The sequence below is a fragment of the Pseudomonas sp. GW821-FHT02A11 genome, assembly GCF_059421985.1.
In genome coordinates, this window is sequence record NZ_JBWKWB010000012.1 from 121687 (window position 1) to 144911 (window position 23225).

Sequence of the window (23225 nt, forward strand, 5' to 3'; positions counted from 1 at the left end):
GGGAACACACGCAAGAATGGCTAAGGTATTCGCGATAGCGAACCAAAAGGGTGGTGTGGGTAAAACCACCACCTGCATCAACCTCGCAGCGTCGCTGGTCGCAACCAAACGTCGGGTGTTGTTGATCGATCTCGATCCACAGGGCAACGCCACCATGGGTAGCGGTGTGGATAAGCACGCGCTTGAGCATTCCGTCTACGATCTGTTGATCGGCGAATGCGACCTGAATCAGGCCATGCATTTCTCCGAGCACGGCGGTTATCAACTGCTGCCGGCGAACCGCGACCTGACCGCTGCCGAAGTCGTCCTGCTGGAAATGCAGATGAAAGAGGCGCGCCTGCGCACCGCGCTGGCACCAATCCGCGAAAATTACGATTACATCCTTATCGACTGCCCACCTTCGCTGTCGATGCTGACGCTCAATGCGCTGGTGGCCGCCGATGGCGTGATTATCCCCATGCAGTGCGAGTATTACGCACTCGAAGGCCTGAGCGACCTTGTGGATAACATCAAACGCATCGGTGAGCTGCTCAATCCTTCGCTCAAGATCGAAGGCCTGCTGCGGACCATGTATGACCCGCGCCTGAGCCTGATCAACGACGTCTCGGCGCAGCTCAAGGAACATTTCGGCGATCAGCTGTACGACACCGTGATCCCGCGCAACATCCGTCTGGCCGAGGCCCCGAGTTTCGGCATGCCTGCTCTGGCTTACGACAAGAGTTCACGCGGTGCGCTGGCTTACCTGGCACTGGCTGGCGAGATGGTTCGTCGTCAACGCCGATCACCCCGCGCCGCTGCCCAGCCCACTTAAGGAAACTCCATGGCCGTCAAGAAACGAGGACTCGGACGTGGGCTGGACGCACTTCTGAGCAGTCCCACCGTCAGTGCGCTGGAAGAACAGGCCGTACAGGCCGATCAGCGCGAGCTGCAACACATACCGCTGGACCTGATCCAGCGCGGCAAGTACCAGCCACGTCGCGACATGGACCCCCAGGCGTTGGAAGAACTGGCCAACTCGATCAGGGCGCAAGGCGTCATGCAGCCGATCGTGGTGCGTCCGATTGCCGACAGTCGCTTCGAGATCATCGCCGGCGAACGCCGCTGGCGCGCGAGCCAGCAAGCAGGCGTCGAGACGATCCCGGCGATGGTGCGCGACGTGCCGGATGAAGCGGCCATTGCCATGGCGCTGATCGAAAACATTCAGCGCGAAGACCTCAATCCCATTGAGGAGGCGATTGCCCTGCAGCGTCTACAAAACGAATTTCAGCTGACGCAGCAGCAGGTCGCCGAGGCTGTGGGTAAGTCCCGCGTCAGCGTGGCCAATCTGCTGCGCCTGATCGCGCTACCTGAAGTAATCAAGACCATGCTGTCCCACGGCGATCTGGAAATGGGTCATGCCCGTGCGTTGCTGGGGCTGCCGGAAGAACAGCAGGTTGACGGGGCGCGACATGTTGTCGCACGCGGCCTGACCGTGCGCCAGACTGAAGCACTGGTTCGCCAGTGGTTGAGCGGCAAACAGGAGAACGCTGCACCGGTCAAAGCCGACCCGGATATCGCCCGTCTTGAACAGCGCCTGGCCGAGCGGCTGGGCTCTGCGGTGCAGATTCGCCATGGCCAGAAAGGAAAAGGCCAGTTGGTCATCCGTTATAACTCGCTCGACGAGTTGCAGGGCGTACTCGCCCACATCCGCTGAAACAAATGATCGGTAGCGCGTAGTCGGAAATCACTACCCGGCAGTTGAATAGGGGCTGAACCGCCCCTATACTCTGCGCGCATTTTGTCGGCACAAATTATGCCAAGTTATTGATTTTGGCGGCTGGCATACGAGGAGCCCATGTGATGGAAACACGCACGCCAAACCGCTTGCCGTTCCATCGTCTGGCTGTTTTCCCGGTATTGCTGGCGCAATTGATCGTCCTGCTGCTGGCAGCGGTGACGCTATGGCAGTGGCACGGAGTCGTAGCTGGATATTCAGGTCTTTGCGGAGGCCTGATAGCGTGGCTGCCCAATTTGTACTTTGCCCATAAGGCCTTCCGGTTTTCCGGAGCCCGGGCAGCGCAAGCCATCGTTCGGTCGTTCTACGCCGGCGAGGCAGGCAAACTGATTTTTACGGCAGTGCTCTTTGCACTGACCTTTGCAGGTGTGAAGCCGCTGGCCCCGCTGGCGGTTTTCGGCGTGTTCATGCTGACCCAGTTGGTCAGTTGGTTCGCACCCCTGCTGATGAGAACAAGACTTTTGAGACCTTAGGGCGTTTGAGGCAACCATGGCAGAGCAAACAGCTTCGGGCTATATCCAGCACCACCTGCAGAACTTGACCTTCGGTCATTTGCCTGACGGCACTTGGGGCTTCGCGCATTCCGCAGCCGAAGCAAAAGAAATGGGCTTTTGGGCTTTCCACCTCGATACTCTCGGCTGGTCGGTCGCTCTGGGTCTGATTTTCGTCCTGATTTTCCGCCTGGCCGCCAAAAAGGCGACCTCCGGTCAACCGGGCGCTCTGCAGAACTTCGTTGAAGTCCTGATCGAGTTCGTCGACGGCAGCGTGAAAGACAGCTTCCACGGCCGCAGCGCCGTTATCGCGCCACTGGCACTGACCATTTTCGTCTGGGTTTTCCTGATGAACGCGGTCGACCTGGTGCCTGTCGACTGGATTCCACAGCTGGCGGTCATGATTTCGGGCGACCACCACATTCCGTTCCGCGCGGTGTCGACCACCGACCCTAACGCGACCATCGGTATGGCGCTGTCGGTCTTCGCGCTGATCATTTTCTACAGCATCAAGGTCAAGGGCATCGGCGGCTTCATCGGCGAGCTGACCCTTCACCCGTTCGGCAGCAAGAACGTTCTGGTCCAGGCGCTGTTGATTCCTGTCAACTTCCTGCTTGAATTCGTGACTCTGATCGCCAAACCGGTTTCTCTGGCTCTGCGTCTGTTCGGCAACATGTACGCTGGCGAACTGGTGTTCATCCTGATCGCCGTCATGTTCGGCAGTGGCCTGCTCTGGCTGAGCGGTCTGGGCGTGGTTCTGCAATGGGCGTGGGCGGTATTCCACATCCTGATCATCACCCTGCAAGCGTTCATCTTCATGATGCTGACCATCGTCTACTTGTCGATGGCTCACGAAGATAACCATTAAGACCCGCCTGGCGAGTCTGATGAACCCCTCATTGCGGTGAGGGGTGCCCGCAAGGGCTGATGTAAAAAACGATTTTGTTTTACCGCTTTAATCTAAGAAAACCTAACCAATACGACGTAAAAGTCGGGAGGAAAGATGGAAACTGTAGTTGGTCTAACTGCTATCGCTGTTGCACTGCTGATCGGCCTGGGCGCTCTGGGTACCGCAATCGGTTTCGGCCTGCTGGGCGGTAAATTCCTGGAAGGCGCAGCGCGTCAGCCAGAAATGGTTCCAATGCTGCAAGTTAAAATGTTCATCGTGGCTGGTCTGCTCGACGCCGTGACCATGATCGGTGTTGGTATCGCTCTGTTCTTCACCTTTGCGAACCCATTCGTTGGTCAACTCGCTGGCTAATCACTCGAATTTTCGAGTTGATTAGTGTGATGGACAACGAACGAGCGAGGTGTTGGCGTGAACATTAATGCAACCCTGATTGGCCAGTCCGTTGCGTTCTTCATTTTTGTGCTGTTCTGCATGAAGTTCGTGTGGCCTCCGGTCATCGCGGCTTTGCACGAACGTCAGAAGAAGATCGCGGATGGACTGGACGCTGCCACCCGAGCAGCTCGCGACCTGGAGCTGGCCCAAGATAAAGCGGCCCAGCAACTGCGCGATGCGAAAGCTCAGGCAGCTGAAATCATTGAGCAAGCCAAGAAACGCGGTACTCAGATTGTCGACGAAGCCCGTGAACAGGCTCGTGTCGATGCCGACCGCATCAAGGCTCAGGCTCAGGCCGAGATCGAGCAGGAACTGAACGGTGTCAAAGACGCGCTGCGTGCCCAACTGGGTAGCCTGGCTGTCAACGGTGCTGAGAAGATCCTGGGTGCCACAATCGATCAAAACGCGCACGCGGAGCTGGTTAACAAACTGGCTGCAGAAATTTAAGCGAGGGCGATCATGGCAGAACTGACCACGTTGGCCCGACCTTACGCTAAGGCAGCCTTCGAGCATGCCCAGGCCCACCAGCAACTGGCCAATTGGTCAGCCATGCTCGGCCTGGCTGCTGCAGTGTCGCAAGACGACACTATGCAGCGCCTGCTCAAGGCCCCGCGACTGACGAGCGCAGACAAGGCCGCCACTTTTATTGAAGTGTGCGGCGACAAGTTCGATGCCAAGGCACAGAATTTCATCCACGTCGTTGCTGAAAACGACCGTCTCCAGCTTCTGCCGGAGATCTCCGAACTGTTCGAGCTGATGAAAGCCGAGCAGGAAAAATCGGTCGATGTGGATGTCACCAGTGCTTTTGCATTGAACCAAGAACAGCAAGACAAACTCGCCAAGGTTCTCAGTGCACGGCTCGGCCGGGAAGTGCGCCTGCACGCTGCGGAGGATGCTGCCCTGATAGGTGGTGTCATCATCCGCGCCGGCGACCTGGTTATCGATGGCTCAGTTCGCGGCAAACTCGCGCAACTAGCCGAAGCATTGAAATCTTGAGTTTGAAGGGGCAGCAGAGCAATGCAGCAACTCAATCCTTCCGAAATTAGTGAAATCATCAAGGGCCGCATCGAGAAACTCGATGTAGCCTCCCAAGCCCGAAACGAAGGCACTGTCGTCAGCGTGTCTGACGGTATCGTGCGGATTCACGGTCTGGCCGACGCTATGTACGGCGAAATGATCGAGTTCCCGGGCGGCGTCTACGGTATGGCACTGAACCTGGAGCAAGACTCCGTAGGTGCGGTGGTACTGGGCGCATACACATCGCTGGCTGAAGGCATGAGTGCCAAGTGCACCGGCCGCATCCTGGAAGTTCCGGTTGGCAAGGAACTGCTGGGTCGCGTAGTCGACGCACTGGGTAACCCAGTCGACGGTAAGGGCCCTCTGAACAACACCGAGACCGATGCGGTCGAGAAAGTTGCTCCGGGCGTTATCTGGCGTAAGTCGGTAGACCAGCCTGTACAGACTGGCTACAAGGCTGTCGATGCCATGATCCCTGTCGGCCGTGGCCAGCGTGAGCTGATCATCGGTGACCGTCAGATCGGTAAAACCGCTCTGGCGATCGACGCGATCATCAACCAGAAAGACAGCGGCATTTTCTGCGTCTACGTCGCGGTTGGTCAGAAGCAATCGACCATCGCCAACGTGGTTCGCAAGCTGGAAGAAAACGGCGCGCTGGCCAACACGATCATCGTGGCTGCCAGTGCTTCGGAATCCCCTGCGCTGCAATTCCTGGCGCCTTACGCCGGTTGCACCATGGGCGAATTCTTCCGCGACCGCGGTGAAGACGCGCTGATCGTTTATGACGATCTGTCCAAGCAGGCTGTGGCTTACCGCCAGATCTCCCTGCTGCTGCGTCGTCCGCCAGGACGTGAAGCTTACCCAGGCGACGTGTTCTATCTCCACTCCCGTCTGCTGGAGCGCGCTTCCCGCGTTTCGGAAGAATACGTAGAGAAGTTCACCAACGGCGCAGTGACCGGCAAAACCGGTTCCCTGACCGCACTGCCGATCATCGAAACCCAGGCTGGCGACGTTTCCGCGTTCGTTCCGACCAACGTGATTTCCATCACCGACGGTCAGATCTTCCTGGAGTCGGCCATGTTCAACTCGGGCATCCGCCCGGCAGTGAACGCTGGTGTTTCGGTATCCCGTGTGGGCGGTGCCGCTCAGACCAAGATCATCAAGAAGCTGTCCGGTGGTATCCGTACCGCTCTGGCTCAGTACCGTGAACTGGCAGCATTCGCCCAGTTCGCATCTGACCTGGACGAAGCGACCCGTAAGCAACTTGAGCATGGTCAGCGCGTTACCGAGCTGATGAAGCAGAAGCAATATGCGCCAATGTCGATCGCCGACATGTCGCTGTCGCTGTATGCCGCTGAGCGTGGGTTCCTGACCGACGTTGAAATCGCCAAGGTCGGCAGCTTCGAACAAGCGCTGATTGCTTACTTCAACCGCGATCACGCCGATTTGATGGCCAAGATCAACGTGAAGGGTGACTTCAATGACGAAATCGATTCTGGCCTCAAAGCCGGTATCGAGAAGTTCAAGGCCACCCAAACCTGGTAAGCCGCAGCGGGAGTCGCGAGGCTCCCGCTTGCTAACCTGATAGGTGTTACATGGCAGGCGCAAAAGAGATTCGCAGCAAGATTGCGAGCATCAAAAGCACGCAAAAGATCACCAGCGCCATGGAAAAAGTGGCGGTCAGCAAAATGCGCAAGGCTCAAATGCGCATGGCTGCTAGCCGTCCTTACGCGGAGCGCATCCGCCAGGTGATTGGTCATCTTGCCAACGCTAACCCGGAATACCGCCACCCGTTCATGATCGATCGCCCAGTAAAGCGTGCCGGTTATATCGTGGTGAGCAGTGACCGTGGTCTGTGCGGTGGTTTGAATACCAACCTGTTCAAGGCTTTGGTCAAGGACATGGCGCAGAACCGTGAAAACGGCGTAGAGATCGATCTGTGCGTGATCGGCAGCAAAGGTGCGGCGTTTTTCCGCAACTTCGGCGGCAACGTCGTCGCTGCGATCAGCCATCTGGGCGAAGAGCCGTCGATCAATGATTTGATCGGCAGCGTCAAGGTGATGCTGGATGCCTACCTGGAGGGCCGTATTGACCGCCTGTCCGTGGTATCCAACAAGTTCATCAACACCATGACTCAGCAGCCAACGGTCGAGCAACTGGTTCCGTTGGTCGCAACCCCGGATCAAGAACTCAAGCACCACTGGGATTACCTGTACGAACCCGACGCAAAAGAGCTGCTGGACGGCTTGATGGTGCGTTACGTGGAGTCGCAGGTCTACCAGGCGGTGGTCGAGAACAACGCAGCTGAACAAGCCGCGCGGATGATCGCAATGAAGAACGCCACTGACAACGCCGGTGACCTGATCAGCGATTTGCAGCTGATCTACAACAAGGCGCGTCAGGCAGCGATCACCCAAGAGATCTCGGAAATCGTCGGCGGCGCTGCCGCGGTTTAACGGTTCAAATATTCAGAGGATCCAGCTAATGAGTAGCGGACGTATCGTTCAAATCATCGGCGCCGTGATCGACGTGGAATTTCCACGCGAGAGCGTACCGAGCATCTACAACGCGCTGAAAGTACAAGGCGCGGAAACCACTCTGGAAGTTCAGCAGCAGCTGGGCGACGGCGTGGTTCGTACCATTGCGATGGGTTCCACCGAAGGCTTGAAGCGCGGTCTGGACGTCATCGACACTGGCGCCGCCATCTCCGTACCGGTTGGTAAGGGTACTCTGGGCCGCATCATGGACGTTCTGGGCAACCCGATCGACGAAGCGGGCCCGATCGAGGCTGACGAGCGTTGGGGCATCCACCGTCCAGCGCCTTCGTTCGCTGACCAGGCAGGCGGCAACGACCTGCTGGAAACCGGCATCAAGGTTATCGACCTGGTTTGCCCGTTCGCCAAGGGCGGTAAAGTCGGTCTGTTCGGTGGTGCCGGTGTAGGCAAAACCGTAAACATGATGGAACTGATCCGTAACATCGCCATCGAGCACAGCGGTTATTCCGTGTTCGCCGGTGTGGGTGAGCGTACTCGTGAGGGTAACGACTTCTACCACGAGATGAAGGACTCCAACGTTCTGGACAAAGTGGCACTGGTATACGGCCAGATGAACGAGCCGCCGGGAAACCGTCTGCGCGTAGCTCTGACCGGTTTGACCATGGCCGAGAAATTCCGTGACGAAGGTAACGACGTTCTGCTGTTCGTCGACAACATCTACCGTTACACCCTGGCCGGTACTGAAGTATCCGCACTGCTGGGCCGTATGCCTTCGGCAGTAGGTTATCAGCCGACCCTGGCTGAAGAGATGGGCGTGCTGCAAGAGCGCATCACTTCGACCAAACAAGGTTCGATCACCTCGATCCAGGCCGTTTACGTACCTGCGGACGACTTGACCGACCCGTCGCCAGCGACCACCTTCGCCCACTTGGACGCCACCGTCGTTCTGTCCCGTGACATCGCTTCCCTGGGTATCTACCCAGCGGTCGATCCACTGGACTCGACTTCGCGTCAGCTGGACCCGAACGTGATCGGTACCGAGCACTACGAAACTGCTCGTGGCGTTCAGTACGTGCTGCAGCGTTACAAAGAGCTGAAAGACATCATCGCGATCCTGGGTATGGACGAGCTGTCCGAAACCGACAAGCAGTTGGTTGCCCGTGCTCGTAAGATTCAGCGCTTCCTGTCGCAGCCGTTCTTCGTGGCTGAAGTCTTCACCGGTGCATCGGGTAAATACGTTTCCCTGAAAGACACCATTGCTGGCTTCAAAGGCATCCTCAACGGTGACTACGACCACCTGCCAGAACAAGCGTTCTACATGGTTGGCGGCATCGAAGAAGCGATCGAGAAAGCCAAGAAACTGTAATCCAGGCGCCCGGCAACGGGCGCTCATCAGGTTGAGGCAGGCAAATGGCTATGACAGTCCATTGCGATATCGTCAGCGCGGAAGGAGAGATTTTCTCCGGTCTGGTCGAGATGGTGATTGCGCACGGTAACCTGGGTGATATCGGTATTGCTCCAGGTCACGCGCCGCTGATCACTGATCTGAAGCCGGGTCCTATCCGTCTGATCAAGCAGGGTGGAGAAGCCGAGGTGTTCTACATCTCCGGTGGTTTCCTTGAGGTTCAACCGAACATGGTCAAAGTGCTTGCCGATACCGTGCAACGCGCTGCCGACCTGGACGAAGCCTCTGCTCAGGAAGCCGTCAAGGCTGCTGAGAAAGCCCTGAATGAAAAGGGCGCAGATTTCGATTACGGATCTGCCGCTGCACGTCTGGCGGAAGCCGCAGCCCAGCTGCGTACCGTTCAGCAGATTCGCAAGAAGTTCGGCGGCTAAGGCCATCGTCCTTCATGCGCGATTGAGTAAAAGGGTAGCCTCGGCTACCCTTTTTCTTTTTTCGGCGTCCAACGCCTGAATCATCCGCCCGGCTTCGGCTGCGGCACGTTTGCCTGGAATCTCTTCATGTCTCTCGATATCGTCATTCTCGCTGCGGGCCAGGGCACTCGCATGCGCTCGGCTCTGCCCAAGGTGCTGCACCCGGTCGCCGGCAACTCCATGTTGGGTCATGTTATCCACAGCGCGCGCCAGCTTTCTCCGCAGAGCATTCAAGTGGTGATTGGTCACGGCGCAGATCGAGTGCGCGAGCGACTCGCAGCCGATGATCTGAATTTTGTCCTGCAGGACAAACAACTGGGCACCGGTCATGCCGTGGCTCAAGCCGTTCCTGTGTTGAGTGCCGACACTGTGCTGATCCTCTACGGTGACGTGCCGCTGATCGAGGTCGAGACTCTGCAGCGCCTGCTGACCTTGGTCAACGATCAGCAGCTTGGGCTGCTCACCGTCAACCTGAACGACCCGACCGGTTACGGCCGTATCGTTCGCGATGCCGACAACCGCGTCAGCGCTATCGTCGAGCACAAGGATGCTACCGACGCGCAGAAGGCCATCAAGGAAGGCAATACCGGCATTCTGGCGGTGCCCGGCAAGCGCCTGGCAGACTGGCTGGGGCGTCTGTCGAACAACAACGCTCAGGGCGAGTACTATCTCACCGATGTCATCGCCATGGCGGTGAATGACGGCCTGACCGTCGCGACCGCGCAGCCACTGGACGCCATGGAAGTACAGGGCGCCAACGATCGCAACCAGCTGGCTGAGCTCGAGCGTCACTATCAGCTGCGCGAAGCACGCCGTTTGATGGCCTTGGGCGTGACGCTGCGTGATCCTGCGCGTTTTGATGTCCGTGGCGAAGTCACCGTGGGGCGTGACGTGCTGATCGACATCAACGTGATCCTGGAAGGCCGTGTGATCATCGAGGACGATGTGTCTATCGGCCCGAACTGCGTGATCAAGGATAGCACCCTGCGCAAAGGCGCGATCATCAAGGCCAACAGCCACCTGGAAGGCGCCATCGTCGGGGAAGCCGCAGATGCCGGCCCGTTCGCGCGCTTGCGTCCGGGCAGTGTGCTGGGCCCACGAGCCCATGTGGGTAACTTCGTCGAGCTGAAAAACGCCGAGATGGGCGAGGGCGCCAAGGCCGGCCATCTGACCTACCTGGGTGACGCTATGATCGGTGCGCGCACCAACATCGGCGCGGGCACCATCACCTGCAACTACGATGGCGCCAACAAACACAAAACGGTGCTGGGCGAGGACGTGTTCATCGGCTCCAACAACTCGTTGGTGGCACCTGTGGATATCTCCTCTGGCGCGACCACGGCGGCAGGTTCCACGATCAACCAGAACGTTGCCGCCGAGCAACTGGCTGTGGCGCGTGCACGTCAGCGCAACATCGATGGCTGGAAGCGTCCGGTAAAGATCAAGAAAACCTGAAGTTATCCACAGAGCGAATTCGCCTGGACATCTGCCAAGGGGTGTCCAGGCCTAATTCCATCTCCTTTGCCAGCCTCAATTTATCCACAACCATCGCTGTACCCTTCGGCTTTATTAAGCGTTTGACCTCTTGACGAATATCTTTCGATAGGCTTCTATTGCCGTCGTTATCTTTCGAAACGAAACTTAAAGCCCAAATGTCGAAACGCAATACACCTCAACGTCGCCATAACATTCTTGCGCTGCTCAATGAGCAGGGCGAAGTCAGCGTGGACGCTTTGGCCAAGCGTTTCGAAACCTCTGAGGTTACGGTTCGTAAGGATCTCGCCGCGCTGGAAAGCAATGGCCTGTTGTTGCGCCGCTACGGCGGCGCTATTCCCATGCCGCAGGAGCTGATCGGCGAGCCCGGCCAGCCGGTGTCACGTTACAAGCAGGCCATTGCAAGGGCAGCGGTCGCTCGTATCCGTGAACATGCGCGGATCATCATTGACAGTGGCAGCACCACCGCCGCGATGATTCCAGAGCTGGGTCTGCAGCCCGGCCTGGTGGTGATGACCAACTCCCTGCACGTGGCCAACGCCTTGGGCGAACTGGAGCACGAGCCGGTGTTGCTGATGACCGGCGGCACCTGGGACCCGCATTCCGAGTCCTTTCAGGGTCAGGTCGCCGAACAGGTGCTGCGTTCCTACGATTTCGATCAACTGTTTATCGGTGCCGATGGCATCGACTTGCAGCGGGGCACCACGACCTTCAACGAACTGCTGGGCTTGAGCCGCGTCATGGCCGAAGTCGCCCGGGAAGTGATCGTGATGGTCGAAGCCGACAAAGTCGGTCGCAAGATTCCCAATCTGGAGCTGCCGTGGAGCAGCATCCATACCCTCATTACCGATGATCGCTTGCCCCAAGAGGCTCGCGACCAAATTCAGGCTCGCGGCGTGACGTTGATCTGCGCCGCTGTTTCCTAGGAGAAGACCATGTGTGGAATTGTCGGCGCCGTCGCTGAACGTAATGTCACTGCCATCCTGCTTGAAGGCCTCAAGCGCCTCGAATACCGCGGCTACGATAGCGCCGGGGTGGCGCTGTTCAGCAATGCGGGTGTGTTGGAGCGCCGTCGTCGCGTCGGCAAGGTCAACGAGCTGGAGCAATCTCTGGCAGGCGAGCCGCTGGCTGGTCGTCTGGGCATCGCCCACACCCGCTGGGCCACCCACGGCGCACCTGTGGAGCACAACGCCCACCCGCATTTCTCCAGCGGCGAGCTGGCTGTTGTCCACAACGGCATCATTGAAAACCACGAGCCGTTGCGCAATCGCCTCAAAGACTTGGGCTATCTGTTCACCTCCGACACTGACACCGAAGTCATCGTCCACCTGCTGCACCACAAGCTGCAGGACACGCCAGATCTGGCCGCTGCCCTGAAAGCCACGGTCAAAGAGCTGCATGGCGCTTATGGTTTGGCCGTGATCAGCGCCAAGCAACCGGATCGCTTGATCGCCGCTCGCAGCGGCAGCCCGCTGGTGGTGGGGCTGGGTCTGGGGGAGAATTTCCTGGCGTCCGACCAGTTGGCGCTGCGTCAGGTGACCGACCGCTTCATGTACCTGGAAGAAGGCGACATCGCCGAGATCCGCCGTGACAGCGTGCAGATCTGGACCGCCGACGGTCAGCCGGTCGAGCGCGAAGTGGTGCAGTACCGCGAAGGCGCCGAAGCTGCCGACAAGGGCGAGTTCCGCCATTTCATGCTCAAGGAAATCCATGAGCAGCCAAAAGTCGTGCAGCGCACCTTGGAAAACCGCCTCGGACAGGGCCAGGTGCTGGTTCAGGCTTTTGGCCCTCAGGCTGCTGAACTGTTCGCCAAGGTGCGTAACGTGCAGATCGTTGCCTGCGGCACCAGCTACCACGCTGGCATGGTTGCTCGCTACTGGCTTGAAGGGTTGGCGGGTATTCCGTGCCAGGTCGAAGTCGCCAGCGAATTCCGCTACCGCAAGGTCGTGGTTCAGCCCGATACCCTGTTCGTTTCGATCTCGCAGTCCGGCGAAACGGCGGACACCCTCGCTGCGCTGCGCAACGCCAAGGAGCTGGGATTCCTCGCCAGCCTCGCGATCTGCAACGTCAGCATCAGCTCACTGGTGCGCGAATCCGACCTGACCTTGCTGACCCAGGCTGGTCCTGAAATCGGCGTCGCCTCGACCAAGGCGTTCACCACCCAACTGGTTGCGCTGATGCTGCTGACCCTGTCCCTGGGCCAGGTCAAGGGCACGCTGCAAGCGGGCATAGAAGCCGAACTGGTCGAAGAACTGCGTCGCCTGCCGACCCGCCTGGGTGAAGCGCTGGCCATGGACAGCACGGTGGAAAAGGTCGCCGAACTGTTCGCCGAAAAGAACCACACCCTGTTTCTGGGCCGTGGCGCGCAGTTCCCGGTGGCGATGGAAGGGGCTCTGAAACTCAAGGAGATCTCCTACATTCACGCCGAAGCCTATCCGGCAGGCGAGCTGAAGCATGGCCCGCTGGCACTGGTCGACAGCGACATGCCGGTCGTGACCGTCGCGCCGAACAACGAACTGCTGGAAAAGCTCAAGTCCAACCTGCAGGAAGTCCGCGCCCGTGGCGGCGAGCTGATCGTCTTCGCCGACGAACAGGCCGGCTTGAACAACGGCGAAGGCACCCACGTCATCGCCATGCCACATATCGTCGACGCCCTGGCTCCGATTCTCTACACCATCCCGCTGCAGCTGCTGTCGTACTACGTCGCCGTGCTCAAGGGCACGGACGTGGATCAGCCGCGTAACTTGGCCAAGTCGGTGACTGTGGAATAAGTTATCCACGTTTTTCTCAGCACTGGTTTTACAGAATTAAAGCTGTCGCAGGAGCCGGTGAAGCTAGCAGCCCCTAGCTCCTGCTACCCCGTTGGATCCATCCATGCCTACCTCCGTCCCTTCGTGCCAGCCCGTTGAGGCGTCTAAGCGAATCCCGAATATGAGTAATCAAACCTTGACCGAATTATGCTGTACCCAGGTTAGCCAGTATGGTTATGAAGTATTTTGTTGAAGCTGTAGCATCGCAATTTCACGCCCGTTGGCCCCGTTCGGCGTCTCTGTTACGTCAGTCTGGCATTGATTCAATCGCTATTCTTAATCGCTAGTCGTGAATCTCGTTTTCACGCCTCCCGACTGCTTTCCTGTTTACGATAATCTCAAAAAGCCACCCTATGTATTAGTTGGTTGGTTAGTACGTCTACCCAGTGCGACTTCGGCTCCATAATGCGCTTGCTGGCGACCGTGAACGCCAGATGCTGGATGCACGCTACTCCGGTCAGTTTACGCTCCCTGCGCGACAGTGATGAAAAGCTCAGGATTTTGAGGAGAAGTCTTTACATCAAGTGCCTCTGGGGCTCAGATTTTCCGACGGCGTCCCTGTAGCGGTGGATGAGCCAATGCTCCGCTGTTCACATTGACCGAGCGTTCCCACGCCACGCCATCCTCTGTAAAGGTGCAGCGGATGGTGTCACGGAAGGCGCTGGCGATATAGATCCACTGCATTTCCAAGGTTATCGGGTCAAGCCAACGGGCACCGGCAATCACGGCCTCGTCCTTGAAGGTATAGCCATGATGCAGTTCGCTGCCCGGCATGTCGGTGGTGCCCTGATGCCAGCGATTCAACCCGCTGACGATACGGTGAGAGCCCGCCTCGTCGCTCAGGTCGACGGTCAGCGTGTCTGGTTCAAAGGCAAAGCTGAGTCGAGTGACGCCGAGTTCGTTTTCCTGGACGTCGAAGGTGACCGGCGTGGTGAACCGCGAAACGGCCGCGGACTCGAGTCTAGGGATCTGGCGCATCGCACAGAGGCGTTGCAGCAGACGCTTGTCCGCGTCATCCGCTCGTTCACTGCTGTCGAGAAACGCCGCCGGAAAATGCCGTTCGATGTGCGGGATGATGTGTGCTGAGTTCTTCATGGCGCCAACCAGTGCCAGTGTTGCGCCGAAGGCTGGAAAAACGATCGCCATTTGCACGAACACGCCGACGGCACAGTAACCCCCTTGGGGTTTGATAGCCCAATGGTAACCGTACTTGCTGTCGGGAGCGCCTTGCGGGTGAGTCGCGGCTTGCACCCACTCGCTGGACAAAATGCGCTGGCCCTCCCAGAGTCCGCCTTGGGCATGGAGGATACCCAGCTTCAGCATGGACGCTGGCGTGGCGGTCAAACCGTTGCCGCCTGGGTTGATCCCGTCTGGGCCAATTGCCCAATGTTCATCAGTGATGCCCAGCGGTTCGAACAGACGAGGACGCAGATACTCATGCATGGTCTGGCCGGTGATCTGGGTCATGATGGCCGACAGCATGTAGCTGGCCGCACTGGTATAGACGTACTGTCCGCCAGGCTCGTAGACCAGCGGAACCTTGAAAAACTCGGTGATCCAGCTGCTGTCGATGCCGCGCCAGATCGATCCTGACGTGTTGGACTGATGTCCCGTGCGCATCGTCAGCAGATGCTCGATAGTCATGCTCGGCAACCGTGGGTCGATGTGCGCCGGCAGGTGTTCCGGAAAAAAAGAGATGACTGTATCGCTGAGCCGCAGCAAGCCTTCATCTACGGCCAGCCCAATGGCACACGCCGTGAAGCTTTTCGCCACCGAGTGCAGGATTCGCGGGCGCTCCGGAGCGTAAGGCCACTTCCAGCCTTCAGCCGCGACTTTGCCGTGCCGGTGCAGGATCATGCCGTGCAGATCCAGCCCAGCGTTATCGACGTCGTCGAGAAAAGCGACGATGCGATCAGGGTCGATCCCTGTTTCGCTGGCCGCCGCGCGAAGCAGTCCGTCATGGGCTGTTGAGAGTGGAGCGGCGCACAACGACGAAGGCAGCGCAGGCATGAAAGCAAATCTCTTGTGGGGTGTACGGGGTTGATCGAGCGGCCCGGGCGTGGTCAGCCTTTGGCCCGATGGACTAGGCGCGAATAGGAAATCAGCATGCTGGTCAGTTCTTGCGTGATTTGGGTGAACGGTGAGCTTCGACGGCTGATCAAGCAGATGTCGCGCGTGGCCAGCGGCTCACGGATCGGGATGGTGATCAGCGATGACGAAAACAGTTTCATGCCGGGCAGCATGCGCGGTTCTATTGTCAGGTAATCCGACTCGGACACGATATGCAGGATTTCCAGTAACGAATCGGCGGTGATCGCGATCTTCGGCGGTGGCAGGCCTTCGGCCCTGAACAATTCGATCAGGCGGTTTTCGGCACCACCCACGACGCCTGCCGGGCGTACGCTGATCCACTGGCAGTCAGTTAACTCGCGCACCGAACGTGCCTGCGTCTGGAGGTGTCCCTTGCGGGCAATGATGCTGGCATCCGAACTGTAGAGTCGTTCGATCGTCAGGTCGATGTCGGTGACGTTGGGTGCCAATGGGCACATGACAAAATCGAGGCGGCCGTCACGAATTTTCTCGATCAGCATTTTCGTCGAGCCGCTGGCGACGTGAACCTGCACCTTGGGAAACTTGCGGGTGAAGCTGCTGAAGACCGGCATCAGCAGTTCGGCCAACGGCTCTGCGGTGACACCCAGAGCGATCTGCCCTTCAGGCTCGCCTTTCCACTGCTGGATGTCCTGCAACGCACGATCGCAGTCCATGGTGATCGAGCGCGCCCGGGTCAGGAAACTTTCGCCGGCAGGGGTCAGGTTGATTCCCTGGTTGGAGCGTGCCATGAGAATGATCCCCAGTTCTTTTTCAAGGCTTTGAATCGATTGCGTCAGTGTGCTCTGGGCAACACCCAATTGCCGTGCCGCCGAACGAAAACTGCCTTTCTCGACGACCGAGCAGAAGGCACGAAGGTGAACCAGCGTCATGGGCAGTTACCTCTGGGGGCATGGCGGGGTGGTGATCGATTTGACCGAAGCTTATCCGAACAGATGCCTGCAAAGCCTATCCGTTGAAGTGATCGTGATCGGGCGATATGAATTTCAAAAGATCAGTATCGTCTGGCAAAGCCCCGTGTGCCGGGCACTTGATTCGCAAAGCCGATGAATAGATGGTGGGGCGGCCGGAAATGCCGAACACGATCGACTCATACGTTCTTCTCAACGCGCTCACCGCCCCCCTAAGATCCGCCTCATCAACGAATTCAAAACAAAAACACAGAAAACAAAAAAAGCCACCACCGGACCTGTGTTTGGCGGGGCTAAAACAAGAAAAATCACCCTGTGCCCGGTCGCGCCTTCGTCTTGAGGTCCTGCCAACGTCCGGGCCGACAGCTAAAGGTTCTTGAAATGAACAAAGCTTTTCTTCTGGTCGGCGGCCTCTCTGCGGTACTGACAGCCAACGCTTGGGCAGATAGCTCGCTTACAGTGGCCTTGAACGCAGACATCCGCAGCACCGAACCGGGTGTTAACCGTGACACCAACTCTGATGCGGTGATCCTGCATTTGACCGAAGGCCTGGTGGCCTTTCGCGAAGATGCCAGCGTCGGACCGTTGCTGGCGAAAGATGTGCAGGTCTCCGATGACGGCTTGCGCTACACCTTCCATCTGCGCGAAGGCGTGATGTTTCAGAATGGCGCGCCGCTGACGTCTGCAGAAGTGTTGTGGACCTGGCGCCGCTACCTCGACCCGAAAACCCAATGGCGTTGCATCGGCGCATTTGATGGCAGCGCTGGTACCAAAGTTGTCGACATCTCCGCACCAGATCCGCTGACCGTGGTGTTCACACTCGACAAGCCAAGCGGACTTTTCCTGGCCAGCACGGCGCTGCCTGAATGTGGTGGCAGCGGCATCCTGCACCCTGGCTCGGTTGTGGCCGGCGCCTGGAAAGCGCCAATCGGCACCGGGCCTTTCAAGCTGGGTGAGTGGAAACCGGCGCAGTCGATCGAACTGCTGCGTTTTGCCGGTTACACGCCGCGCGAAGAGGCCGGCCCCGACGGCTACACAGGCAACAAATCGACGAAGCTCGATCGAATCAAACTGATGGTCATCCCTGATCCAGCGGCGGCCAAGGCTGCGCTGTTGTCGAAAAACGTCGACCTGTTGATCGATGTCACGCCACTGGATGCTAACGAGTTGGCGGCGATTCCCGGGGTGAAGATTTCGTCCAGTGGTACCATGTCGATCAGCGCCTTGCTGTTCCAGACCCGCGATCCGCTGCTCAAGGATGTGCGTTTGCGCGAGGCAATTGCCTACTCGCTGGACACATCGCAAATCGTCGCCGCCCTGACCGACAACCGCTCCAAGGCCAATGCATCGATGGTGGCAATGGGCAGCAAATACCATCAGGCGGTGGAGGAGGAGGGGTATGGCTATGACCCGGTGAAGGCCCGTCGCCTGCTCGCCGAGGCCGGTTACAAAGGTCAGCCGATCAAACTGCTGGTGAACAAGCGCTATCCCTCGATCTTCGACATGGGCGTGTTCACCCAAGCCATGGCTAAGGAAAGCGGGATCAACCTTGAGCTCGAAACCCTGGAATGGGGGACTCAGCTTGAGCGTTATCAGACCGGTAACTTCCAGATGATGGCGTTCCCTTACTCCGAACGCCTGGACCCGGCACTAAGTTTCGACTCGGTAACCGGCGATAAGGACAAGGAGCCGCGCAAGGTCTGGGACAATCCGCAGGCCCGGCAGTGGTTGGCCGAGGCCATGCGCGAATCCGATCCGGCCAAACGTCAGGCGCTGTTCGATCAACTGCATCAACAGATGATCAAAGATGTGCCGTTGATCGTGATGTACAACGGCAACTCGATCTCGGCGCACCGTGATTACGTGCAGGGACTGCGTCCGTGGCCGGTTTCCAAACCACGCCTGTGGACTGTCGATCTACAAGCCGGGAGACCCTGAACATGGTGCGTTTCATTTTGCAGCGGCTAGCCATGTCGCTGCCCACACTGCTGCTCATCTCACTGATGGTGTTCGCCATCATCCGCATGGTGCCGGGTGATCCGGCGCTGCTGATGCTCGGTGATATGGCCGACGTCCAGAGCCTGGCCGCCACACGCGAGGCACTCGGCCTCGATCAGCCGATGGTCATGCAGTTCGTGTTCTGGCTCAAAGCGGTGCTCAGCGGTGATCTAGGCTTTTCTATCACTACCAATCAGGCGGTCTTGCCGCTGCTGCTCGACCGTTTCAGCGTGAGCGCCAGCATCGTTCTGGTGTCGGTGCTGATGGCGGCGCTGATTGCCGTGCCGTTGGGTTTGTTGTCGGCGTGGAAACAGAACAGCGGCTTGGATTTCGGTGTGGTCGCCGGTGCGACCTTGCTGCTGTCGATCCCCAGCTTCTGGTTGGGGCTCCTGCTGCTGTACGGGTTCGGGATCAAGTTGGGCTGGTTGCCGGTGGTGGGTTATGTCGCCTTCGGCGATAACCCTGGGCAGGCGCTCAGCTACATCGTCCTGCCGATTGTTACGCTCACCTTGGTCGAGCTTGGCGCTATCACCCGCATGGCCCGCGCCAGTGCCGTCGAAGTGTTACGTTTGGAGTACATCACCCATGCGCGGGCCAAGGGTCTATCCGAGCGGGCGGTGTTGTGGCGCCACGCTTTGCGCAATGCGTTTGCGCCGACATTGACACTGATCGGTTTGATCCTCGGCAACCTGCTCGGCGGCATTGCGGTACTGGAAACCGTGTTCACCTTGCCGGGTCTCGGTCGCCTGATGGTCGATTCGATCTATGCGCGGGACTACCCGGTGTTGCAGGGCTGCCTGTTGCTGGTGACCTTCGTCTATGTGCTCGTCAACTTGTTGGTCGATCTTCTTTATCCGCTCTTCGATCCAAGGGTCAAGTTATGAACAAGCCCGTCTCTACACCTCCCTATACCGTTCCCGTTGCGCCGGTCGTCGTATCGCGTCGGCGCGCGCGAGGCCGGTTGCCATTGAACGGCATGATCGGCGGCGGCCTCCTCATTTCGTTGCTGGCCATGGCGATACTGGGCTTGATCTGGACGCCGTCCGATCCCCTGGCGCTGAACCTGATGGCCCGCTTGCAAGCGCCGTCGCTCCAGCACTTATTGGGAACCGATGAATACGGACGCGACGTGCTCAGCCGCCTGATGATCGGTGCGCATACCAGTCTCTGGATCAGCTGGCTGACGGTCAGCCTGGCGGTCATCGCCGGTACGTTCCTCGGGTTGCTCGCGGGCTTCATGCGCGGCTGGGTCGATCGCATCCTGATGATGATCAATGACGCCTTGCTTGCATTCCCCGGCATCCTGCTGGCGCTAGGCTTGATGGCGATCATCGGCCCGAGCCTGTACGGCATTGTCCTCGCGCTGAGCCTGGCCTATACGCCGTCGGTGGTGCGCGTGGTGCGGGGTACCGTGTTGTCGTTGCGTGAGAAAGAGTTCGTCGAGGCGTCCCGCGTGATCGGCAACTCGGAGCTTTACACCATGCTGCGTCACATCGCGCCCAATTGCGTAGCGCCGATCTGCGTGTTGGCCACCAGCATGTTCGGCTGGGCCATCCTCGCTGAAAGCTCTTTGAGCTTCCTCGGCCTCGGTGTGCCGCCACCGGCCGCCACCTGGGGCAACATGCTGGCGGCGAGCCGTCCTTACATCGCCACCGCCAGTTGGCTCGGGTTGTTTCCGGGCGTTCTTATTGCCCTGTCGTTGCTGGCCTTCAATCTTTCCGGCGATGCCCTGCGCGATCGTCTCGACCCGCGGATGAGGAAGTGATCATGGCGGCACCCGATATTTTGTTGGCTGTGGAAAACCTGAAGATTCGGGTCGGCCCGGAAGGCTCGTTGGCCGTGGACGATCTGAGCTTCACGATCGCTCCCGGTGAAATCGTTGCGCTGGTGGGTGAGTCCGGCAGCGGCAAGACCATGGCGGCGCGCGCGGCGATCGGCCTGCTGCCGCCACCGCTGGAGCAGTGTGGTGGCGCGGTATGTTTTCAGGGGCAAGACCTCAATGCCTTAACGCCAGAGGCACTGCGCCAGATCCGCGGGGCGAAAATCGGCATGGTGTTTCAGGAGCCGATGGTTTCGCTGAACCCGTCGCTGACCATCGGCCAGCAAATGGCTGAAGGTTTGCGCCTGCACACTGATCTGAGCGAAGAGGAAATCCGTGAGCGCAGCCTGAGGATGCTTGGCCACATCGGCATCGCCGATGCCGAGCGTTGTCTCGCGGCTTATCCCCACGAGTTCTCCGGCGGGATGCGCCAACGCATCATGCTGGCTTCGGTGATGTTGCTGCGGCCGGCGCTGTTGATCGCCGACGAACCGACCACTGCACTCGACTGTTTGGCGCAACTGGACGTGCTCAAGCTGATGCTCGAGCTCACTCGCGAGGAAAACACCGCGATCCTGTTCATCAGTCACGACCTGTCGCTGGTGGCGCGCTACGCCCACAAAGTAGTAGTCATGCGCGACGGTCGAGCCGTGGAGCAGGGCAGCATCGAACGCATCCTGTTGGCTCCGCAAGCCGAGTACACCCGCCAGTTGCTGGAGGCCTTGCCCCGGCGCGGCGACCTGCTGCCGCTGCCACCAAGCGAGCGGCCGTTGCTGGAAGTGGAGGGTCTATGCATCGAGCATCCCGGACCGCGCAGTTTTTGGGGGCGGGGCCAATACAAGCGAGTCGTGCATTCGGCCAGCCTAACCATCGCACCGGGTGAAACCTTGGCGCTGGTGGGTGGCAGCGGTTCGGGCAAGACCACCCTAGGTCGTGCGGTGGTCGGGTTGGTCAATCCGTGTCAAGGCGCTATTCGTTTCGAAGGGGTCGACATACTCAAGAAGGGCAACCGCGAACATCGACTGCAATGCCAGATGATTTTCCAGGACCCGTTTTCCTCTCTCGATCCACGGATGAAAATTGGCGAAATACTCGCCGAGCCTTTACGTCACGAGCACAGCCTCGATGCGGAGCAACGGCTCGAACGCGTACGCCAAACCTTAATCGATGTCGGTCTGGCCGATCATTTCGTCGACCGCTTCCCGCATCAACTTTCGGGCGGTCAGCGACAGCGCGTTGCGATCGGCCGCGCGTTGGTACGGCACCCTCGACTTGTGATCGCTGATGAACCGATTTCGGCTCTGGACATGACCATCCAGAAACAGATTCTCGAGCTGTTTGAGCGGTTGCAGGCTCAGTATGGCTTTGCCTGCCTGTTCATCTCCCACGACCTGGCGGCGGTCGAGCGCATTGCCCATCGGGTCGCGGTGATGAGTCAGGGGAAGGTGGTCGAGATGGGCGCACGCGATGAGATCTTTGATCGCCCGCAACACCCTTACACGCAAAAACTACTGGCGGCGGCCAGCCCTCTGGAAAAACTTGAAGGCGGCGGTTATCGCATACGACCCAGCCCAGTCCCCGCAGTGCTTTAAGTCGTGATCTAAGCAGGCAACGCGACACCGGCGCGCAAATCAATGATTTGCGCGAACGGCGAAGCCATGCCTGAAAAACAAGAAAAACACTCCCTCAACAATTGATCTGCCAGGAGCTAACAACATGAAAAAACCCCTGACTCAATTAATGACCGGCCTGAGCGTCGTAGGTACCGGCTGCATCCCGGGCATGGCCCAAGCCGATTTCTTCAAGGACAGCAGTGCCACGCTGGACATGAAGAACTACTACTTCAATCGTGACTATCGCGAAGAGTCGACCCAGTCCAAGCGTGAAGAGTGGGCGCAAGGTTTTACCCTCGATGTGAAGTCCGGGCTTACCGAGGGCGTCGTGGGTTTTGGTGTGGACACTATCGGCATGCTGGGGATCAAACTCGACTCAAGTCCTGATCGTTCTGGTACAGGTTTGCTAAATCGCGGCAGCGACAAACGTGCCTACGATGACTATTCCAAGCTCGGCGTAACCGGCAAGGCGCGTCTGGCTAAGAGTGAATTGCGCGTGGGTTATCTGGTGCCCAACCTCCCGACACTGCAACCCAACACCAGTCGCCTGTTCCCGCAGTCGTTCAACGGCGCTCAACTCATTTCCAGCGACATCAAGGACCTGACAGTGAGCCTCGGCCAGCTCGATCAGTTCAAGGAGCGGGACTCGACCGACTACGAAGACATGCGACTGACGGCGCAGAACAAGGCATACAAAAACGCCACCAGCGACCAGTTTCGCTACGCAGGCGGTGACTACAAGCTCACCCCGAACACCGTCGTGAGCTACCACTATGCTCAACTCGAAAACCTTTATGAGCAAAAGTATGTCGGCCTGAAAAACAGCTTCGCTTTCGGTGCCGGGACGGTGAAAACAGACATACGTTACTTCGATGCCGACAAGGATGGCTCCGGTCTGGCCGGCAAGGTCGACAACCGTGCCCTGAGCACCCGCCTGACATGGAACTGGAACGGGCACAGCATCGGAGGCGGTTACCAGAAACAGATGGGCAGCACGCCATTTACCTATGTCGACGGCGCGGTCACGTATCTCTTCACTGAGTACCAGCTGGGCAACTTCTCGCAAACCAATGAGCGTGCCTGGCATGCGCGCTATGACTACGACTTCGCCGCACTCGGTGTGCCTGGTCTGCTGTTCTCTACGCGCTACGCCAAAGGCGACCAGGCCGAAATCATCGGCTTCGCTAGCGAGGGACGTGAGTGGGAACGCAATCTTGACATCTCCTACGCCGTGCAGAGCGGGCCGCTGAAAGGTGTGTCGGTGCGCTGGCGCAACGCGCAGAACAACGGGAATTACTACAACGACACCAACGAAAACCGCCTCATTCTCGGCTACACCTTGGCTCTTTGGTAGCCGCAGCCGATGCCGCCTTTATCAGTGTTTTTGCCGCTGGCTGACAGCAGTGTCGCCAGTGGTGATGAACCTTTTTCCGCCTGATCGATTTGACCGATCGGGATAGCCGAGACCGCCCTTACG

General features: G+C 58.7%; 22 protein-coding genes. 20 read left to right on the forward strand and 2 right to left on the reverse strand.

Features of this window, described 5'->3' with window-relative positions:
• The first annotated feature begins 16 nt into the window (after positions 1-16).
• The 14 genes from AC07V9_RS18160 (at position 17) to glmS (ending at position 13259) form a co-directional block, all read left to right on the forward strand.
• Entirely contained in the window at positions 17-811 is a 795-nt protein-coding gene (locus AC07V9_RS18160) for a ParA family protein (RefSeq protein WP_495017043.1), read from the forward strand.
• 9 nt (positions 812-820) lie between these two features.
• Complete coding sequence (locus AC07V9_RS18165; RefSeq protein WP_495017044.1) at positions 821-1693, forward strand: ParB/RepB/Spo0J family partition protein; 873 nt, start codon at positions 821-823, stop codon at positions 1691-1693.
• Positions 1694-1839: 146 nt separating this feature from the next.
• Positions 1840-2247 (forward strand): F0F1 ATP synthase subunit I, encoded by a 408-nt coding sequence (locus tag AC07V9_RS18170; protein ID WP_074757410.1) that lies wholly within the window; start codon positions 1840-1842, stop codon positions 2245-2247.
• Between the two features lie 16 nt (positions 2248-2263).
• Entirely contained in the window at positions 2264-3133 is an 870-nt protein-coding gene (gene atpB, locus AC07V9_RS18175; RefSeq protein ID WP_495017045.1) for a F0F1 ATP synthase subunit A, read from the forward strand.
• Positions 3134-3268: 135 nt separating this feature from the next.
• Entirely contained in the window at positions 3269-3526 is a 258-nt protein-coding gene (gene atpE, locus AC07V9_RS18180) for a F0F1 ATP synthase subunit C (RefSeq protein WP_002555987.1), read from the forward strand.
• 57 nt (positions 3527-3583) lie between these two features.
• Entirely contained in the window at positions 3584-4054 is a 471-nt protein-coding gene (locus AC07V9_RS18185) for a F0F1 ATP synthase subunit B (protein WP_404639369.1), read from the forward strand.
• Positions 4055-4066: 12 nt separating this feature from the next.
• Complete coding sequence (locus AC07V9_RS18190) at positions 4067-4603, forward strand: F0F1 ATP synthase subunit delta (protein ID WP_495017046.1); 537 nt, start codon at positions 4067-4069, stop codon at positions 4601-4603.
• A gap of 21 nt (positions 4604-4624) precedes the next feature.
• Positions 4625-6169: a F0F1 ATP synthase subunit alpha gene (gene atpA, locus AC07V9_RS18195; protein ID WP_108236322.1), complete on the forward strand. Its 1545-nt coding sequence runs from the start codon at positions 4625-4627 to the stop codon at positions 6167-6169.
• Between the two features lie 50 nt (positions 6170-6219).
• On the forward strand, positions 6220-7080 hold the full coding sequence (gene atpG / locus AC07V9_RS18200) for a F0F1 ATP synthase subunit gamma (protein WP_495017047.1): 861 nt from the start codon (positions 6220-6222) through the stop codon (positions 7078-7080).
• Positions 7081-7108: 28 nt separating this feature from the next.
• Complete coding sequence (gene atpD, locus AC07V9_RS18205) at positions 7109-8485, forward strand: F0F1 ATP synthase subunit beta (protein ID WP_495017048.1); 1377 nt, start codon at positions 7109-7111, stop codon at positions 8483-8485.
• 44 nt (positions 8486-8529) lie between these two features.
• On the forward strand, positions 8530-8955 hold the full coding sequence (locus AC07V9_RS18210; RefSeq protein WP_043192055.1) for a F0F1 ATP synthase subunit epsilon: 426 nt from the start codon (positions 8530-8532) through the stop codon (positions 8953-8955).
• Between the two features lie 126 nt (positions 8956-9081).
• On the forward strand, positions 9082-10449 hold the full coding sequence (gene glmU, locus AC07V9_RS18215; protein WP_495017049.1) for a bifunctional UDP-N-acetylglucosamine diphosphorylase/glucosamine-1-phosphate N-acetyltransferase GlmU: 1368 nt from the start codon (positions 9082-9084) through the stop codon (positions 10447-10449).
• 197 nt (positions 10450-10646) lie between these two features.
• Positions 10647-11414, forward strand: a complete 768-nt coding sequence (locus AC07V9_RS18220) for a DeoR/GlpR family DNA-binding transcription regulator (RefSeq protein WP_495017050.1) — start codon at positions 10647-10649, stop codon at positions 11412-11414.
• Between the two features lie 9 nt (positions 11415-11423).
• Positions 11424-13259 (forward strand): glutamine--fructose-6-phosphate transaminase (isomerizing), encoded by a 1836-nt coding sequence (glmS, locus tag AC07V9_RS18225; protein ID WP_495017051.1) that lies wholly within the window; start codon positions 11424-11426, stop codon positions 13257-13259.
• Between the two features lie 576 nt (positions 13260-13835).
• Here the strand turns inward: glmS and AC07V9_RS18230 are convergent.
• Together AC07V9_RS18230 and AC07V9_RS18235 are read right to left on the reverse strand one after the other, a co-directional pair.
• Entirely contained in the window at positions 13836-15308 is a 1473-nt protein-coding gene (locus AC07V9_RS18230; RefSeq protein ID WP_495017052.1) for a serine hydrolase domain-containing protein, read from the reverse strand.
• 53 nt (positions 15309-15361) lie between these two features.
• On the reverse strand, positions 15362-16279 hold the full coding sequence (locus AC07V9_RS18235; protein ID WP_495017053.1) for a LysR substrate-binding domain-containing protein: 918 nt from the start codon (positions 16277-16279) through the stop codon (positions 15362-15364).
• Here AC07V9_RS18235 and AC07V9_RS18240 point away from each other — a divergent pair.
• The 6 genes from AC07V9_RS18240 (at position 16278) to AC07V9_RS18265 (ending at position 23102) form a co-directional block, all read left to right on the forward strand.
• Positions 16278-16457 (forward strand): hypothetical protein, encoded by a 180-nt coding sequence (locus AC07V9_RS18240; protein ID WP_495017054.1) that lies wholly within the window; start codon positions 16278-16280, stop codon positions 16455-16457. The two genes, AC07V9_RS18235 and AC07V9_RS18240, sit on opposite strands and share 2 nt — an antisense overlap.
• A 242-nt stretch (positions 16458-16699) precedes the next feature.
• Positions 16700-18256, forward strand: a complete 1557-nt coding sequence (locus AC07V9_RS18245; RefSeq protein ID WP_495017055.1) for an ABC transporter substrate-binding protein — start codon at positions 16700-16702, stop codon at positions 18254-18256.
• Between the two features lie 2 nt (positions 18257-18258).
• Positions 18259-19200, forward strand: a complete 942-nt coding sequence (locus tag AC07V9_RS18250) for an ABC transporter permease (RefSeq protein WP_495017056.1) — start codon at positions 18259-18261, stop codon at positions 19198-19200.
• A 92-nt stretch (positions 19201-19292) separates the two neighbouring features.
• Positions 19293-20081, forward strand: coding sequence for an ABC transporter permease (locus tag AC07V9_RS18255; protein ID WP_495017087.1), 789 nt, complete (start codon positions 19293-19295; stop codon positions 20079-20081).
• 2 nt (positions 20082-20083) lie between these two features.
• A complete protein-coding gene (locus AC07V9_RS18260) occupies positions 20084-21727 on the forward strand; it encodes an ABC transporter ATP-binding protein (RefSeq protein WP_495017057.1) in 1644 nt (547 codons plus the stop codon).
• A 124-nt stretch (positions 21728-21851) separates the two neighbouring features.
• Positions 21852-23102: an OprD family porin gene (locus AC07V9_RS18265; RefSeq protein WP_495017058.1), complete on the forward strand. Its 1251-nt coding sequence runs from the start codon at positions 21852-21854 to the stop codon at positions 23100-23102.
• Positions 23103-23225 lie beyond the last annotated feature (123 nt).